Origin of the sequence: Mesorhizobium sp. WSM3860 (genome assembly GCF_002294995.1) — a bacterium.
GTDB lineage: Bacteria > Pseudomonadota > Alphaproteobacteria > Rhizobiales > Rhizobiaceae > Mesorhizobium.
On record NZ_NSGF01000011.1, the window covers coordinates 58,980 to 76,644 of the forward strand.

A 17,665-nucleotide genomic window follows, 5' to 3' on the forward strand; every position below is an offset into this window, starting at 1 on the left:
TCCCTCGGCAACAACGGAATCTGCCGATGCCCGATCGGGCGTCAGGCTGACTCCATGATCGAGCAAGGCGATGGCGTCGTTGCGCGAAGAATTTGATCCTTGGAACTGACCTCCAGTTCCGCCGCTGATCAGTCTGTTGCCTGCTTCAGTCTTGGCCATGCGGGCACGACTGCCGCGAGCAGGCGCAGCAGTGACAGGCCTTCCCGCCCAAGGAACAGCGAGGGCAGGAGCCAGCACAACAGCAGGCCCGCTACCGACGCCAGCAACGCCGTATCGATGAGCAGCGGAAGAGGAGATAGTTGGAGGGCGCGAAGCCAGTCCACGAATGCCCAGACACCGCTTCCGACAACGCCCGCGAGCGCCAGGCCAGGCAGGTGCGCGAGGAAGAAATTCGCCCACGTCATCCCGGTCACGCGGAGGCTCAGCTGCGCCATGAGGAAGAAATTGGCCCCGAATGCCAGGCCGACACCGAACGCCACCCCTTCCACGCCCCAGAATTGCCCTATGAAAGCTCCAACGCAGACACCGACGGTGAAAACAGCCTGGCGCCAGGCCCGGGCGTAAACCGTTCCGGTTGCCCGCGAAACGGAGTCGCTAAGCTTGTAGCTCGTGCGGAACAGCATGCTGAACGCCAGGATCTGGAGGGGGGCGACTACACCCTCCCAGCCCCGTCCGAGAATGACCCGAACCAATTCGGGCGCGACGATCGCCACCACCACGCTGGCCGGCAGGACAAGCAGGCTGCAACCGGCGACCGCGCTGCGATAAGCGCGCGCAAGCCTGACGGGCTCTTCCTGGACCAGCGCCATGGTGGGGAACAGCACGCGATCGAGAACCTGGCCGACGATAACCGCCGGAGTGGTCATGAGCTGGGAGGACAAGCCGTAGACGCCGAGCGCATCGGCGCCGAGGTAGCGGCCCACGACAAGCCTGTCCACCTGAGTGGCGAGGTAGTTGCAGACCCGCGCAATGGTGAAGCCGCTGCCGAAATAGAGCAGTTCGAAAATCGCGCTCCGCTCGAGCAAGGGCCGCATCGGGTGCCGCTGGCCGACGAGCAGCACGATCGTGCGGAACAACTGCTGGACCAGGATCGCTGCGACAAGTGCCCAGATGCCGAACCCTAGCCAGGCCAGCACCGGACCGACGACCACATAGCCGATCGCGAAAGCGACCGCGTCGACGAGCGCGAGCCAACGGAACCGCAAGGCACGCTGGGCCGAGGCCAGCGCCACCATGGAGGCTCCCTGGAAAAGAAAGATGAAGCAGACCGCACGCACGATCGGAGTGAGTTCGGCCAAGCGAAGAAGACCGGCAATAGCGGGTGCCAACGCCCATACCAGGGCGGATACGGTAAGGCCGAGGAGGAGCGACAGGGTGTATCCGACCCGAAGATGCCGCTCCTCCAGTACAGGTCGCTGCACGATCGCAGGCGTGATGCCAAGGCCCTGGAAGATGGCCGAAAACTTGATGACGATCAGTGCCGCGGAGTAGAGGCCGAACTCGTTGGGCGAGAGCAGCCGGGCCAGGAGGACAAGGGCGACAAGCTCGGCAACCGCCAAGGCGCCCATGGACAGGCCCGTCCAGAACATGCCCACGACACTGCGTTTTGCGAGCCCGCGTCGGATGTCGCTCACGCCAATCTCCACTTGCCAGCTTGCTTACTCGACCGACCTAAGGCGGCCGGCCATGCATCTTCCCCGGAACCGCTCAGCGGGGGGACGGAATATCCGGATGGCCATGCTGAAACGCCAACGGAGCCCGCGTTGGCCGCGAGCCATGCCCAACGAGAAGGGACGGGGGGATCTCGTAGCGGTAGAAGTCCATCTCCTCCCGGACCTCGGGGATGATCGCCGCCAGTTCGTTCGGATTCAGGCGCAGCCACTTCTGCTGGCGGCCGGGATCGATCATCTCCTTCGCCGCGCGAAGGAGATCGTCGGTGGAGTGCAGCCCGCAATGTTCATAGATACGGCGCAAGACCAACTCGGGATCCTGTATCAGATCCTCATAGCGAAACGACAGCACGCGGCCCTCGCCCAACCTGGCGAGATCTTCTCGGGCCATTCGATTGCCGCGCGCCCACTGGCGCGCGATCACCGTCAATTTTTCATGCTCCTGCAAATCCCGATCTATTCCCTTGTAGCGCGGTCCGTAGATCGACGTGTATTTTCTGTGTAATATCCTCTTGGCGACTATCTGCTTTACAACGTCTCCTACGTAGTAATGAACTTGCGTGACCGGCGTGTCTTTCAATAGTCGCAGGAGTCCTTTGAAACTCTTTGCGCGCTGCCACTTAAGTTCCATAGAGCTTATATAAGAGAAGGGGTTCCGTGTGATATATAGAAATATAGCCTCCGGGAAGATCTGGTGGATAAATGGCACGCGCAAGACATTAGCGGGTGTATTTTCCATGATTTGCCGGTTGCCGTGCCGCAGCTGATAGTCGAGGAACCGGCTGCGAATGTAGCGGACGACCTTTTCTGTGGCGTCGGCTTTGACAAATTCGTCATGGCGCCGCGCCGGATCGGCATAGAGCCACAATGTTTTTGGCTCATACCAGGTAACGACATCCGGGTGCAGCCCGATCAATTTCTGCGTGATGGTGGTGCCCGACCGGTAGTTGCCAATCAGAAAAATCGGAGGTTTCAACTCTGTTGTGGTCATGACAAGCCCCTATCGCTAAAGGTCAACCAGGAAGCACGGATGCGCGCGGCAACTGCGCTGCTACTGGTCTCTGAACGCACGCATCATCTGGTCCGTCAAAGGCTTCATTAGGTATGAGAGCACCTTGCGGTCGCCAGTCCGTATGAAGGCTTCCACCGGCATGCCGGGCGCCAGCGAGAGCGCTCCAAGCTTCTTCAGCTCCTGGGGGTCGGGTCTGATGCGCACGGTGTAGTAGATTTCGTTGGTATGCTGATCGCGCGTCACGTCGGCCGCGATCATGGAGACCATACCTTCCGTTTCGGGCGTGGTGTGGACGTTGAAAGCCGTGAAGCGAAGAAGCGCGTGCTGACCGATCAAGAGCTGGTCGATGTCCTGGGGTGCGGCCCTTACCTCGACCGAGAGAGCATCGGTGTCGGGCACGATCAGCATGATCGGATCGCCCGCGCCGATCACGCCGCCGACGGTATGGACCGAGGATTGATGGACCGTGCCGCTGGCGGGGGCGCGAATATCGATGCGCGACAACTGGTCCTCGGCCGCGACCTTGCGCTCCTCGAACTCGGCGATCTTGGCCTCGACATCGCGCAGATCGCTTCCGGTCTCGCTGGAAAACTCCTTGTCCAACTGCAGGATCTGCAGCTCGATTTCGGCGATCGCTCCCTTTGCCTGCGCAATGCTCGACACAAGTTGCGCCCGTTCACCCTCGATGCGCGTCGCCTCACGTTCATATTCGGTCAGCTTCGATTTGAGGGTAAGTTTCATTTCGACAAGACTGCGGATGTCGACGAGCTCGTCGTTGATCAGCTTGATCTCCTTCGTCTTTGCCGATTCCTGCGCCGAATAGCCTTCGATCTGCTCCCCGAGTTGCTCGATGCGTTCGCGCAGGCGCGCCTTGTTGCCGGACACCTCGGTTCGACGAAGCTCGAACAGCCGTTGTTCGCTGGCCACCGTGGCAGCTATCTCAGGGTCGTTCATTCTCGCGACAAGCATCGGCGGAAGCGTCATGCGCACGCTGCCGTCACGCTCCGCCTCGAGCCGGGACTTTCGCGCATAGAGCTCATCCAGGTTCTTCGTCACGTATGCCAGGCTGGCACGCGGAACGGTGTCGCTGAGCTGGACCAGAACGTCTCCGGCCCTGACGCGGTCGCCGTCGCGCACGAAGATCTTGCCGACCACGCCGCCGGTCGGGTGTTGAACTTTCTTTTCGCTGCTGTCGACGACCACCGTGCCGTGCGAAATCACCGCTCCCGAAATATCCACCGTCCCGGCCCAAACTCCCATTCCGCCGACGAGCAATGCGACAATGGTCATGCCGCCCAGCAGATTGCGACGGATCGACCGCCGGTTGGAAAGCGACACTTTCGAAAGGGCAGCTGTCATTTCCCCGCTTCCCTGTCCGGGCCAGTCATCAACTTGGTGTCGGGGTGAGCTTGAAAACCGGCTGCAGCCCTGCGGTCACGGCCTGTGGCGCGGGCAAGAGTGTCGACAGAACGCTTTCCCTGGCGCCGAACATCTGCATCTGGCCTTCTTTCATCACGAGCAGGAAATCCACTGTGCTGAGAATGTTCGGCCGATGCGCCACGATCACCACGATGCCGCCGCGGGCCTTGGTTGCGAGGATGGCCCCCGCAAGCGCCATTTCACCTGCGGTATCGAGATTGGAGTTGGGTTCGTCGAGGACCACCAGGAACGGATCGCCATACAGAGCGCGCGCCAGGGCAATGCGCTGACGCTGGCCGGCCGAAAGCGCGGTTCCGCCCTCTCCGATCTGCGTCTCGTAGCCATTGGGAAGACCGATGATGAGCTCATGGACGCCCGCGGCGCGGGCGGCGGCGACAATGGCCTGCGGGTCCGGCCCGGGATCGAAGCGCGCGATATTGTCGGCAACCGTTCCCGCGAACAACTCGACGTCCTGCGGAAGGTAGCCTATGTAGCGGCCCAGCCGCTCCGACGACCACTGATCGAGAGCGGCGCCGTCCAGCTTGATACGGCCCGCCAGCGGTCGCCATGCGCCGACCAGCCCGCGAACCAGACTCGATTTGCCGGAACCGCTTGGTCCTATGATGGCGAGCACCGAGCCGGCGTCCAGGCTGAATTCCACACCTTGCACGATGATGCGCTGCGCGCCCGGCGCACCGATCGCGACGCGCTCCACGGTCAACTTCGACCCGGGCACCGGAAGCGCCATCGGTTGAGCGTCTTGCGGCAACCGGGCGAGCAATTTGCTCAGCCTGCTCCAGCTCTGGCGCGCCCCGACGAAGTTGCGCCAATGGGCGATGGCAAGATCGACGGGCGCCAGCGCACGGCCTACAAGGATGGAACCGGCGATAATGATCCCGGAGGTCGCCTCGCCTTGGATCACAAGCCAGGCGCCTACACCCAGCATTGCCGACTGAAGCATCAGTCGCAAGGCGCGAGCGAAACTGCCGAAACCGCCAACGATGTCGCTGACTCGCTGCTGCTGCGCAAGATGTTCGCGGCTCGCTTCGCGCCAGTGGTCGTGCAGGCGCCTGCCCATGCCCATCGCCTGAAGCACCTCCGCGTTGCGGCGGCTGGCCTCGGCCAAGCCGTTGCGCCTCGCGCCACTTAGAACCGCGGCGCCCATCGGTCTGCGCGTAAGGATCTCCGTCGCGACCGTCAGCGTCACCAGCACCAGCGCACCGCAAGCGGCGGCAGTCCCGAGGGTCGGATGAAGGCTCCAAATGATCGCCAGATAGAAGGGCAGCCAGGGAAGATCGAACAGGGTGCCAGGCCCGGCACTCGACAGAAAAGTGCGGATGTTGTCGAGATCACGTTGCGGCTGCAATCCATCTCCCTGCTGGCCGATGTACAGGGGCAACCTCGAAACGGCGGTGAATACGCGTCCCCCGACCGCTTCGTCCAGCTCAGCGCCGATCCGGGTCATGATGCGACCGCGCACGAGGTCGATGACCGCCTGCCCGGCAAACAGAACGCCGGCCAGTATTGCCATGGCTACTAGAGTGGGGACGCTGCGGCTCGGCAGTACCCTGTCGTAGACCTGCAACATGAACATTGCGCCGGTCAGCATGAGGACGTTGCTCACGCCGCTGAAAACCGCAACGCCCGCGAACGCTGCCTTGCAGGAGCGCAACGCACTGGCCAGTTCCGAGCCGGGCGCCGGCTCCTTGATCGAGGGCGGGGCGCCGGCGTTCGCGAACGGGCCGGGCAAGTCGCGTCTTCGTCTCAGCCTTGCGCTGCGGATGGCTGCCGTGAGCAGACCCAACGCCGCGACCACCACGAAAATCTGGAGAGCACCCGGACCGGCCAGCAAGGCCGGCGGATCGGAAAAATAGCGCCAGCCAGCCATCAGGTCCGTCCAGGGGCGCGTCTGCGAAACCCTGGCGAGATCAACAAAGCGCGGCAGAAACTCCGCACCCGCAAGCGCGGCGGCGAGGAGGAGCAGGATTGCAGCCGGAATACGGACGATGAGGCGCCGGCCCGGGGCCTTGCTCGACCTCTTGCGGCGTGCAGTTGTGCGGGGGCGCTTTAGCGGCCGCTGCTTCGTCTTGGCATGGGAATTCGCCCGCCGGGAACGCGCCCCAAAGGCCGTCAAGACTGTGCCAAAGATCACGTCAAAATTCCGAAGATATCTGCTGCTTTATTGGCCGACCATGCTGCGCTGGACGGCCGGATTTTGCACATTGGGAGAGGTTCCGGAGTCCGGAGCGTAGAACCCCTTGTTGGCCACGACGGAAACCTCAATGACGTCGCCGGCTCTCACTTCCGTGTTTTGATCGGCGACGATGTCGTGGGCGATCTTCTGGTCGCGCCTGAAGATGGAAATCTTCACCGAGCCTTGCAGGTCGTCGAAAGTTCTCTGTTCGCCGTAAGTGAAGATAAAGAGAAGCTTGTCGGCAACGTATCTTATTTGACTTTGGATTTTTCCGAGCTCGACCTGCGCGTCCTGGGTCTGGGCAATCAATTCCATTTCATGACTTTGGTGCTTCTTTCGCAGCTCGCTTTCCGCGTTCAGCATGGCCTGCTGCGCTTGTGCGTGCTGCAATTCCGTCTGCGCCAGTTCAGCCCGATAGCTGGTATGTGCTCGCTCCGCCGTCAGGACATTCGAGTTCGTTATCAAACCCTTTTCCCGCAGAGACCGGGCAGACTGCAGTTCTTCCAGTTGGATGTTGGCGGTCTTTTCACGTTCTTCCCTGGCCGCGGCAAGCATGGCCGTTTCCTTCTTCGCCCGATCCAGCGAGGCCTCCAGGTAGGAAACGTCATCCCGATACGCGGCAAGCCGCGCGTCCAGCTGCTGTTGTTCGGACGCGATGATGCCGTCAATCAATTGCCCGCCAAACTCGACCGGGGAATCGGGCGGAGCAACGAAGGACTTATCCAGTCGATTTTCCGCCTGGAGCCGGGCAAGACGGACCTTCAGGCGATATTCTTCAAGCGCCAGATTTGCGCGCGCGCTGCGCAGATCAGCTATTTCCAGGGCCGGCTCCGTGTTGCTCACAGCAGTGGCGCGAAACCCGCCTGCTATGGCGAGTGCATGGCGAACCGTTATTCCAGGTTGAAACGGATACGATCCAGGGTGGGCCACCGTTCCGGAGATAAAAAATGGCCGGTATTGTCCGATCTCCACTTTCACGAACGGCTGGAGGATGAGCTTCTGCTGCTGAAATGCCTGCTGGATGGCCTGCGAGAGGGCAACGGTGGTTAGGCCGCGCGCTTTGATATCGCCCAACATTGGCAGTGATATCGAGCCCCGATCATCGACCACGACCTCCAGCGGATAGGATTGTTCGCCGATCACGGAGACACGCAGGATGTCACCGGTGTCGAAGGTGTATCCATCTGCGCGGGATGCACCTGCGGTGAGCAGTACAATGGCAACGGCAAGCCCGCCGATCATTGCGAGCATGCTGCCGGCCGCCGGTCCGAAGTTGGAAATTAGCCGTCGGCACCAGTCCTTCATGCGCAGAGGCTTGGAAGGAAATTGCTGGTCAACACGCATACGCATCGTCGGTACTCCGGTTGTCTAGCCTGCTGCCATCGGGACCCGCCGACATTCGTCGGCCGGAGCGTGACAGGAGGGTCTTCGTATGGTTCGAGAAGTAAGCCTGAATTCCGAACTCCATCGGAGCAGCAAAGGCTGATCAAGATCCGTGCAGCCCGAAGGTTTGCCCGGCGAGGCGGTCGCGAATTCGTGCCTCGTTTGGCCTTGCGGCTGAAGGGGCGGGCTCCAGCACGGATTGATAAATCTGCTCGACGCTTTCGCACATGGCGTCCAGCCCCCAGGACGACAGGTCGGTGCGTTTCGCGCCGTCGGCCAGTTGAGTGCGGTGCTGCTGGTTCTCGAGAAGACCGGCAACAGCCGCCGCCGCTGCGCCCACATCCTCGGCCGGCGTCACAATTCCGTTCACGCCATGGCGGACAACCTCTTCCACGCCGGGCAAGTGCGAGACCACGCTGGCTCGACCGCCGGCCAGATACTGCATCATGACGCGAGGCAATCCTTCTCGCATGGAGGTCAGCACGCACACGTCCGCCAGGCTGATCAGTCGTTCGGGCTCGCTATGGTAGCCGATCATGCGAATGTTGTTTGCGAACCGGGATCGTTCAATCGCCGATTCAACATCCGAACGCGCCGGTCCGTCACCGGCGAGGAGCAGTCGTACGTTTGGAATTCGGTCAACGACTTGCCCGAATGCTTCGATGAACTCGACGTGGCGTTTTCTCGGTTCCAGCGCGGCCAACATCAGGACCACCGGCGGCTTTGGCTCCCCGGCATCCGTCCCCAGGAGCAGATGCGGATCTTGCGGCCACCGCGCGTTCGCGAAGCGTGCCAGATCGAAGCCGGAATGGACGACATGGTGCTGATCGGGGTTGCCCAGATGATTGGCGATGCAGATGTCGCGCATAGCCTGGCTGACATCGATGAAAGCGCGCGTGAACTTCGCGGCCAGGCGTTCGGCGGCCAGGAACACCAGCCTCTGCCCGCGGCCCACATGCACGAAAGGCAAGATGTGCACGCCATGTATGATGCCGGGGATCTTGGCTTCCTTGGCGGCGAGGCGGCCGACAATGCCGGCTTTGCTTTGATGCGTGTGCACGATGTCGGGCCGCCAATCACGCATAAGGCGGGTGAGCTGCCTGAAGGCGGAAATGTCGCGGGAGGGGGAGATCGGATTGATGAGTTTTTCCAGCGTCACCACGCGAAGGGCTCCGGCAAGGGATGCCCGTAACCTTGGGTCGTATTCCGCGCCGTGAACCAACAGCACTTCATGGCCGTGCCGCGCCTGAGCGAGACAGCATGCCAACGTGTTCTCCTCGGAGCCGGCTCGAAGAAGTCTGGTGAGCACATGAACGATCTTCATTTGCTTTTACCTCAGGGACATAAAATCCGGGGGCGGCGCATTCGGGAGATCGAGCGCATCGAGCGGGAGTGTCCCCGGGCGCCTTCCAAGGCTTTCGGGGCACGGGCCGGGCTCGCCTGTGGTTCGGCGCGATCGCTGCACGTTCGGGGATCATGCAGGGCGGATGGACCGCCCGGTTTGCCTCTCAGAGAGACAGCCAGATATGCTTGAACAACTCGCGGCCGACGGCCTCTATGCCGGCGCTTGCGTCAACGGTCCGGATATCCTTGTCCTTCGCCCGCAGTTCCGCCATCAGCGACAGCCGCGCATCGAACGCTTCTTTCCTGATGTCCCCGGGCTTTCGCTGTTCGGAGACGGCAAAGTCTGAAACGAGGTGCAAAACGAGGTGTGGGCGGCGTTCCGCCATCTTCTCGTAGAGTCGCTGCTCAAGCCGGGCGAGAGTTGACAAGCCGGGGACGGAGAACAGGCGAGCGGGGATGGTCGGCCCGTCCAGATATCCCCTGCCGAGCGCTTGCGGCCACCTGTCACAAATGACGATCATGCCGCGCGTCGCCCATCGATGTGCGCGTTTCACCACAGCGTATCGCTCAAACGCGATCAAAACCGCCCAAAATGCTAACGCGGCAGCGACAAGTCCTCCCTTCGACCAAGCCCGGCCCGAGGAATCGCTACCATCGTTATGGGCCAGGGACTTCAGGCGCCGTCTATGGGGCGAGACGACGGTCTGCAGTGCCTTGCGAAGCCACCATCCATTGCCATCGCCTGTTCCGACATAGACTTGGGCACACCCGAATTTCCACCCGAATATCTGCCTTAGCCGGGTAGCCTGAGTGCTCTTGCCCATGCCATCGGGACCTATCAAGGCCACCACGAATCCACCGGCTGCGGGCCGTCTCTTTGGTGGAAAGCGCCCCGGCATCAAGCGCTGGAGGGATCTCAGGGCGAGATAGCAGGTCTTGCGCCCCAGATGGACCGCGGCATCGGCGATTGCGAAGCGTCCCGTGTAACCACACATTTCGCGGATCGAACGCCGCAGCCTGGCCAGATCTCCGCGATGGACGGCCAAGCCGTCGGCGCTTTGCAGGAACCTGCAGTGCACCGTTCCTGCGCCGTCAAACGTGTAGTCGACGATCTGCAAGCCGTGCTCGTCGGAGGCCGATGGCAGGCGCGCGAAGTGCTGCTTCCAACCATCGTCGAGGGTGATCCATTGCCTCCACGGCGGCGCCGAGGCGCGGAAGGCGAAACGGGCAATCGCTATCCGAAGCTCGTCTTCGGGAGAGACCACCGGAACCGACACGCCGTCGACGCAAATCGACTCCCATCGCGTGATCGCCGCATAATCGAAAGCCGGATAGCGCTTGCGAAACTCCCGGCCGACGCGGGCACCGATATGCATGTCGAGATGGAGATACCGGCCCCGCGTGAAGTCAGGCAGGAACCAGTCTTCTCTGCCGGCGCAGACATTGTCGTAGCAGGAGAGGCTCACGCCGCGCCGGCCGTGCAATTGACAGACGATGGAGCAGAAGAGCGGGTAGTCCTGCTTGTCCAAAAGGACATCCAGATCATCCCGGCCGGCAAATCCGTCATGCACGGACGCGAGATCCTGAATAATTCCGTACCTCAGGCCGGCGTCATTGAATGCTCGAAACAGTTCGCCGGCAATCGGCAGTGCCGGCGCCGTCTCGATCGGCCTGAAAGGAGCGCCTCCGTCAGTTTGATACGGCGCCCCATCTGATTGGCTGCCCAAAGCGCTCGCGCCAAGAGTCCTGGTCGACGCTGAAGCATTGGCTCCCGGCGCCAACGTGTCCGCCACGATCTCCGCCTTGGCCTCGGGCGCCCAGCGGCGATGATGTTGCGGCTGCAGACGATCCCGAAGGTCTCCGGCCCCGGCCGGAGGGAAAGCTGCCGATTTGGACTTGCGTGGTGTTTGCAAGAGATTTCCCGTGATTGGTCGCGGGCGAGCGTCATTGGCTCGTCGTCGCCGGAAACGTCGTGGAACTGGCGTGCGGTAAGTCCAAGCCACTCGGTGGGCTGGTGTTTCTGGGATGTCGAACGACCATCGTCTCAGTGCCGGCCCGCAGGTTCTGACGTCACCTTCGCAGGCTACCGCACGGAGGGTGAATTGGGTGCCAACTCATCACTCCCTGCGAGTATTTCGGCATCTTTGTAACAAAAGCGGCGAGTAAAAACTCACCAAGTAGTTTCAAGGCACTATCGACAACTTGTCCCTATCAATAGTGATAGGAGTAGACCGGTTCATGATGTCGAGAAGAATTCTGACAGCTCCGGCGCTCCCGACATGATCAAGAATCCCGAGCTGGTCCGAAAACGGCCCGTCTATGATCCTGATTTTCTGGCCCGGCCTCAACAGGATGTCCGGGTGCAAAATGCCGTCCTCATCGGTTGCCGATATCAAGGACTCAACTACCCCATAAGGTGCCGGTATCGGCATGCCCTTGCTCATGACGAGCTTTCGGACGCCCACGGTCGAGTTGATCGGGTACCAGCTCTGCTGATGGACAGCCAGGGAGACGAACAGATAGCAGTCGAAATACGCGCTGGAGATGGTCCTGACCCTGCGGGCGTGCCGGACGGTTCGCCTGCGCTTGGGCAGATAGGTCCGGAAGTTCTGCGACAGCAGGTGCCGTTCGGCCAGGCTCTCGGAATGCTGGTGCGTCTGGACCACGCACCAGCGCGCTTCGCCGCCGTGACTTTTCTCCGCCGGCTCAGGAAAACCGTTGTTGCAGAAGTTAGCGTGCAGCATGGCGCAATACTGTCTCTTCTCTAATTCAGGTAGTAACTGTCCGAGACACTGCTTTCGAGCGACGTGTAACGGCCGTATCTGGGCAGTTTTGGTTCGTCCACCATCGTCAGGGCAATGCCGGCAAGCTTGGACCGATCGCCAAGATGTCGAATTCCTTCGGCAACGGCCTCGCGCGAGGTTTCCCGCCACCGCACGACGAAGACGACCTTGTCGACATGCCTGGCCAGGATCGAGGCATCGGCCGCGGGTCCGACGGGCGGTGCGTCAATGATCACTGTGTCGAATTTTCCCCGAACTTCCTCAAGGAGCGAGCGCATTCGCGCCGACGCAAGAAGGGCAGGCGGGTTGCGGGTTCTTGCTCCTGCGGGCAACATGGAAATGCCCGAGCGTTCGTCCAGATGTATTGCGTTTGCGGCCTTCACCGGCAACGTCAGGAGATCGACCAATCCGACCTTGTCAGCCATGCCGAAGAAGTCCGTGGCGGCCGAAAGGCGTAGGTCCGCGTCGATGACCAGAACCCGTTCGCCGTCGGCGGCAGCCGAGCAAGCCAGGCTCAATGCCAGAGTTGTCTTGCCTTCACCGGGCATCGCCGATGTCACGAGCACCAGGCGCGGCGAACGGTCCAGTTCCGGTGTTGCCTGGATACCCAGGCGAAGCCGCCGCACCGCTTCGCTGTACCTGGATAGCGGTTTGCGCTCGAGATAGGCGACAGGCTGCGCACGGACGTCTTTCGACCAGCCCGACATCCTTGGCATCGACGCAAGAACCGGAACGGCCAATTCCTCCTCGATCTGCTTCTTTGCCATGAAGCCGGAAGCAAAAAGTTCACGCAGAACGGCGCCAGCGCCCCCGAAAAAGATGCCGAAGACCAAACCCAAAGCCGCAAAAAGGGGCCTGTTTGGGAAGCTTGGCACGCCAGGAACGCTGGCGTCGGTGATTACACGCACGCCGCTGTTGAGAAGGGTGGATTTCTCCTCGGTGAGCTTGGCGCGTGACAGGAACGTCTCAAAGAGTTCCTTGTTCGCGGCCGCGATCCTCTCCAGATCGCGCAACTGGACGCCAACCTGACCTTCGATCTCGGATCGATTGGATACCGAGTCCAGGGCGCGAGCCAGAGAAGCCTCCCGAGCTTCGGCAGCGTCGACCTCGTTCTTCAGATTGCCGATCAGGCGCTGGACTTCGGCTGCGATCTGTCCTTCGATGTCGCGGCGCTCGGCCTGAGCGGACAAGACCTCGGGATGCCGCTCGCCATACTTCAATTTAAGGTCGGCTTCCCGCCGGGTCACTCCGGAGAGCTGAGCCCTGAGCGCGTTAATCACCACGGACTGCAGCACATCCGGGATCGACTGGATGTCGCCTCCGGCAGCCTGTACCTTACTAACTTGCTGGTATTGCGAACGTTTCTCGGATAACTCGGCGCGTGCATTGATTAGGGCGACGTTCAACTCGGACAGCTGCTGGTCAGTCAAGCTGCCCGCCTGCGTCGCCACTAAATTGTGATCGATCCGAAACTTCTGGACAGCTTGTTCCGAACGGCTGAGCTCTGCTCGCAGATACGCGGCCCGATCGCTGAGCCATGAGGAGGCCTTTTGCACCCCTTCGTAACGGGACCTTATTCGATCTGCCACATAGGCCTGGGCAATCGCGTTCGCGAGCGATGCCGCTTTTTGCGGATCGTAGGCGCCTACATCAAGCTCAATGACGTTGCCAAGCCCGACGCGCGACACTCCCAGCGCGCTCTGGAGCCATATCAATGCCCCGGGTCCTATCTTGGGGTCTTCCGTCAGCTTTTGGCTGTCGACGACCTGCTGAAGAAGTGACGCAGACCTCAAGACAGCGATCTGACTTTCAATGAATGTTGGATTGTCAGAAAAATCAGAATTGGAGTAATCCTGTGGAGTCATGTAGTCGATCGGAGCGTCAAGTAATATCTGAGAAACTCCCGTGTATGTTGGCGGGAGAATATATGCGGCAGCCATAAACAGAGAAAAAGTGATGACGGCAATTCCGCACACCACTTTCCATCGGCGAAGGAAAAAATCGAAGACTTCCCTGACGTCGAGCGGCAGGAATTCCCGGATCATCATCGGATTGTCAGTTGGACTTGCCATTTCCGAATCCTCACGATCGACAGCACAACTCCCAGCCCTTCAGCGTCGGCTGAATGGCGTTCATTCAAAAATGGGTCGGGCAGCTAGCTGTTATGCGCTCTCAAACGCATGAAACGTAAGGGTTGGTGTCCCGCCGACATGTCCAAATCGCTCTTCTGCGCCCACTCACCGATCGCGTCACCGGTAAGGCAGAAACATATCAGCTTCGCGGACATCGCCGCCATTACCATTATTGAGTAGTAACTCGGCTAAAGGTCGATCTGGTCTACCCCGTATGCCTCTCCGAGCTTTAGGAAGTCGCCGAGACACCTTCCTCTCGCGCTTCAGGGAGGTCTACTACAACGCTACGATCGTCAAGGATGCTCCTGACGATGAGAGAAGCGGGCGGCCTCGGCAGTTCTGAGGTTGACATGGACACTTACAGCGAAGTCGTTCCGCGGTTTGCAGGTTGGATGGTCGACGGTCCCGGGGTCATTCTTCTGCTGGCGGCAACCCTGCCGCTGATGCTTCTTCTTAAGGGCCGGCCGCTGGGCTACGGGACCCTTGCCGTCATTGTCGGCACTGTCACGTTGACATTGTTGGGTATCGAGAATTGGGCGGGAGCGGTCGCCGCCCTTCTCGCCTATTGCGTCCTGGTTTCGTTGGCCTTGCTTTCCACCTGGAGGCGTCTGAAGCAAATCGAGGACCGCCTCGCATTGGTCGCCTCGGCAATAGACGGCCTGGAAGTCGCCGAGGAGCGGCGACAGACCTACAGCGTCAGGCGCTCGCGCCGGAAGCCGGAAGCCGGAGCAATGGTGCAAACCGTCGCGGTCGGCGCGACGGACAGTCCAGGAGGCGAGACGCGATATATCCCAGGACCGCCGTGGCAAGAGCTGCAAGCGCCCGGTCCGCGACCGGAATCCGCGGCTCCGGCGTCAACGCAATCGGCAGGACACAGTTTTGCCTCATCGTCGGGTCGGAGTCCCTGACGACAAATTTCAAAGACAAGGATCTTCGGTTAGTCGGCGGCAGGTCCTCGGGCAACTTATCCGGGCCGTGTCTCAGCAGCGCGGTTCGACTTTTCACTGCAGCCCCAGCGTCGCGCATAATGTCGTTGCTCCGACGAGATACTGCCGGCCTCCCCGCCGGGATCTTTGCGATGGCGCAGCCGACACTGTCCGGCGCCGTATGCGCATGATCGGTACATCGGGGTTGCATTTCGACGGCATGCGGGCACGCCGCGACATGCTGCCCGACGTCGGTGCGGCACGATCTATTGTTCCGAAGTCATCGTGGTTCCAAGCCAAATCTCTGCCGCCTGCACCGATTCCTTCCACCAAGGATGTAGGGCTGTACCAAAAGGTGGTATACTGCGCTGCTATTCGGATGAGGTGACAGATGGAACTTTTTGTCTAGTCGATAGTTTGCATCTACAGGTTGACCCGGGGGGGTGAATCACGGGCTGGGCTATTCAGGGGCGATGAACCTATCAAAGCAAGTTGGATTAGTGAGAGGAACCACGCTTGCTGACGCAAGCTGGGCAAAGGGGATTTCTATACTGCCAGGAGCCGTGCGCCGCACCTATGCGGCCAACACGACCATTGCAGGCGAATATCACACCAAGCCCTCTATCCTGATCATGATCGCCGGCTGGGCGGCATTGGCCAAGACATTGCCAAATGGCTCACGTCTCATCGTCGATTTTGCGCTTCCTCGCGAAATTGCGGTGATCGAGTTCGCCGGAAAGGCGGGCGATACGGTGACGGCCCTGTCGGACGTCACAGCAATTGAGCTCGCGGGCCCCGTCCGTACATGTTCCTCGCGTTATCCGCAGTCCATCTGCGAAGCGATCCTGCGGGCTGAGGCGGATCGATATTCAAGGGTTGCGGAACACCTGGCAAGCGTCAGTAGAAGGGGAGCCGTTGAGCGCACGGCCCATTTTCTTCTCGAACTGGCCTGCCGCTCACATCGATCGGCAACGAGCTATCCGGACCGCTTTGAATGCCCGCTGACCCAGGGCGAACTGGCTGACGCATTGGGACTTTCGGCTGTGCATGTGAGTCGCGTGTTGAAAACGTTGCGACAGACCGCCCTGGCCTCATTCCGGTACGGCGTCGTCGAGTTGCATGATCTTCCGGGACTTATCAAAACAGCCGGATTTGATCGGTCCTACATTTCGAGCTGATGCAAGGCGCTCAGGCCTGGCACGGGCAGTTCAGCGCGGAAGTGCCGAACTGCTCAACCATTGGGGCAAATCTCTCCTTCCGGTCAGCCTATTCTTCCAGCGCAAGCCCCAATTCGGCGCGCCGTCGCAGCCAAAGACTTGCGCGGTAGCGAGGATCCCGGGTGCGGTCATGGATCGTATCCAGGATGCGCAGAATGCGGGCAGGGCCGAGCATGTTGCCCCACTCAAGCGGTCCGTGAGGATAGCCGAGTCCCAGCCGCACGGCGGCGTCTACATCCGCCGCCGATGCAATCTTTTGCTCGACGATCTCGCTGCCGATATTGACGATCATCGCGACGACGCGCTGGCAGACCGCGCCGCAACTGTCGCTGACCAAGGACGCCTTTCGGCCGGCGCCTTTGGCAAGCGCGAGGGCGGCGCTCCTGGCCTTGTCGGATGTCGCCGCCGACGCGACGAGCGTGACGTGGCGGTCCAGGCCGAAATAGGGATCGAACCCGACGCATAGGGAAGGCGAGAGGCCGAGACGGGTCGCGGCGCCGGCGACATCGTGCCCCTCCAACCCTACGAGGATGAGGCCCTCCCGCCCTGGCGTCTGATCCTGGGGACCGCAGACAGCGGCGCCGGCCGACGCGACCAGTTCCTGCATTTCGCCGGTGTCATTGTCGGCCAGAACGGTGACGCTGTCCGGAATCCTGGAGACCTCCGCCGGTTGTGTCGATGCGGGCGGAACGACTTGCCGGTTGCCATCGTAGGCATAGAACCCCCGTCCGGTCTTGCGCCCGAGCAGGCCCGCCGCCACACGCTGCGCCGCGATGACGGAAGGGCGGTAGCGCGGATCCTGATAGAATTGGTTGTAGACACCTTCCATCACCGGGTGTGAGACATCGAGCCCGGTGAGGTCCATCAATTCGAAGGGGCCCATCCTGAAGCCGGCGGCGTCGCGCAGGATCGCATCGATCTCGGCGATCGAGGCCACGCCCTCCCGCAGCATCGCCAGGGCCTCGGTGCCGAAGGCGCGGCCGGCGTGATTGACGATAAAGCCGGGCGTGTCGCTGGCGACAACGGGCCGATGGCCGAAGCGGGCCGCAAGCTCGACCAGCGTGCGCTCGACCTCAGGCGCAGTGTGAGCTCCTGAGATGACCTCGACCAGTTTCATCACGGGCACGGGATTGAAGAAATGGTAGCCTGCAATCCGCTCAGGCCGCTTTGCCGCGGAAGCGATCGCCGTGACCGACAGCGAAGAGGTATTGGTCGCGATGATGGCGTCCGGCCTGACGATTGTCTCCAGCGCCTCGATGAGCTGACGTTTGGGTTCGAGACGCTCGACAATGGCTTCCACCACCAGATCGGCGCCTGCCAGTCGCTCAAATGTTTCAGCTGGTTCGATACGGGCCAGCAGCTTCTCGACCACCTCCGTGCCGACTTTGCCGGCGGCTGCCCTGGCGCGCTGACGCGACGCGATTTGCTCGACGGCCGCCGCCGCCTTTCCGGGGGCATCATCGACCATCGTCACATCGATGCCTGCCGCCGCCAGGACCTCCGCTATGCCGGAACCCATCACCCCGGCGCCTACGACACCGGCTTTCTCGATCCGACTGGTGGACTCCCCGCCCGCGCCTGCCAA

At 61.3% G+C, this 17,665-nt stretch carries 12 protein-coding genes; 2 read left to right on the forward strand and 10 right to left on the reverse strand.

Annotated features, from left to right (window positions below; genetic code table 11):
• Positions 1-128 precede the first annotated feature (128 nt).
• From CK220_RS18455 to CK220_RS18495, 9 genes are all read right to left on the reverse strand, one after another.
• Positions 129-1,634: a lipopolysaccharide biosynthesis protein gene (locus CK220_RS18455; RefSeq protein ID WP_245429264.1), complete on the reverse strand. Its 1,506-nt coding sequence runs from the start codon at positions 1,632-1,634 to the stop codon at positions 129-131.
• A 73-nt stretch (positions 1,635-1,707) separates the two neighbouring features.
• Positions 1,708-2,661: a sulfotransferase gene (locus tag CK220_RS18460; protein ID WP_095812899.1), complete on the reverse strand. Its 954-nt coding sequence runs from the start codon at positions 2,659-2,661 to the stop codon at positions 1,708-1,710.
• A gap of 60 nt (positions 2,662-2,721) precedes the next feature.
• Positions 2,722-4,041, reverse strand: coding sequence for an HlyD family type I secretion periplasmic adaptor subunit (locus tag CK220_RS18465; RefSeq protein ID WP_095812900.1), 1,320 nt, complete (start codon positions 4,039-4,041; stop codon positions 2,722-2,724).
• A 28-nt stretch (positions 4,042-4,069) separates the two neighbouring features.
• Complete coding sequence (locus tag CK220_RS18470) at positions 4,070-6,253, reverse strand: type I secretion system permease/ATPase (RefSeq protein WP_245429265.1); 2,184 nt, start codon at positions 6,251-6,253, stop codon at positions 4,070-4,072.
• A 27-nt stretch (positions 6,254-6,280) separates the two neighbouring features.
• Positions 6,281-7,645 carry a polysaccharide biosynthesis/export family protein gene (locus tag CK220_RS18475; protein ID WP_245429266.1) on the reverse strand — a complete coding sequence of 455 codons (1,365 nt, stop codon included), beginning with the start codon at positions 7,643-7,645 and terminating at the stop codon, positions 6,281-6,283.
• Positions 7,646-7,781: 136 nt separating this feature from the next.
• On the reverse strand, positions 7,782-9,002 hold the full coding sequence (locus CK220_RS18480) for a glycosyltransferase (RefSeq protein WP_095812901.1): 1,221 nt from the start codon (positions 9,000-9,002) through the stop codon (positions 7,782-7,784).
• Between the two features lie 184 nt (positions 9,003-9,186).
• On the reverse strand, positions 9,187-10,935 hold the full coding sequence (locus CK220_RS18485; protein WP_176479125.1) for a hypothetical protein: 1,749 nt from the start codon (positions 10,933-10,935) through the stop codon (positions 9,187-9,189).
• Between the two features lie 270 nt (positions 10,936-11,205).
• The gene (locus CK220_RS18490) at positions 11,206-11,766 is read right to left on the reverse strand and encodes a transcription termination/antitermination NusG family protein (RefSeq protein WP_095812902.1); all 561 of its coding nucleotides are present in this window, start codon (positions 11,764-11,766) and stop codon (positions 11,206-11,208) included.
• Between the two features lie 20 nt (positions 11,767-11,786).
• The gene (locus CK220_RS18495) at positions 11,787-13,877 is read right to left on the reverse strand and encodes a polysaccharide biosynthesis tyrosine autokinase (RefSeq protein ID WP_095812903.1); all 2,091 of its coding nucleotides are present in this window, start codon (positions 13,875-13,877) and stop codon (positions 11,787-11,789) included.
• Between the two features lie 410 nt (positions 13,878-14,287).
• Between CK220_RS18495 and CK220_RS18500 the strand changes: the two genes are divergently transcribed.
• Both CK220_RS18500 and CK220_RS18505 read left to right on the forward strand, forming a co-directional pair.
• Positions 14,288-14,845 carry a hypothetical protein gene (locus CK220_RS18500; RefSeq protein ID WP_141245163.1) on the forward strand — a complete coding sequence of 186 codons (558 nt, stop codon included), beginning with the start codon at positions 14,288-14,290 and terminating at the stop codon, positions 14,843-14,845.
• A 581-nt stretch (positions 14,846-15,426) separates the two neighbouring features.
• Complete coding sequence (locus CK220_RS18505) at positions 15,427-16,041, forward strand: Crp/Fnr family transcriptional regulator (protein WP_176479126.1); 615 nt, start codon at positions 15,427-15,429, stop codon at positions 16,039-16,041.
• A gap of 88 nt (positions 16,042-16,129) precedes the next feature.
• Here the strand turns inward: CK220_RS18505 and CK220_RS18510 are convergent, their stop codons facing one another.
• Positions 16,130-17,665, reverse strand: coding sequence for a 3-hydroxyacyl-CoA dehydrogenase (locus CK220_RS18510; protein WP_280952739.1), 1,536 nt, complete (start codon positions 17,663-17,665; stop codon positions 16,130-16,132).

What these genes read in the sequence shown, in the direction of transcription:
- CK220_RS18460 (WP_095812899.1), bottom strand. Translation starts at nt 2,661, where the DNA reads ATGACCACAACAGAGTTGAAACCTCCGATTTTTCTGATTGGCAACTAC.
- CK220_RS18465 (WP_095812900.1), bottom strand. Translation starts at nt 4,041, where the DNA reads ATGACAGCTGCCCTTTCGAAAGTGTCGCTTTCCAACCGGCGGTCGATC.
- CK220_RS18475 (WP_245429266.1), bottom strand. Translation starts at nt 7,645, where the DNA reads ATGCGTATGCGTGTTGACCAGCAATTTCCTTCCAAGCCTCTGCGCATG.
- CK220_RS18480 (WP_095812901.1), bottom strand. Translation starts at nt 9,002, where the DNA reads ATGAAGATCGTTCATGTGCTCACCAGACTTCTTCGAGCCGGCTCCGAG.
- CK220_RS18490 (WP_095812902.1), bottom strand. Translation starts at nt 11,766, where the DNA reads ATGCTGCACGCTAACTTCTGCAACAACGGTTTTCCTGAGCCGGCGGAG.
- CK220_RS18495 (WP_095812903.1), bottom strand. Translation starts at nt 13,877, where the DNA reads ATGGCAAGTCCAACTGACAATCCGATGATGATCCGGGAATTCCTGCCG.
- CK220_RS18500 (WP_141245163.1), top strand. Translation starts at nt 14,288, where the DNA reads ATGGACACTTACAGCGAAGTCGTTCCGCGGTTTGCAGGTTGGATGGTC.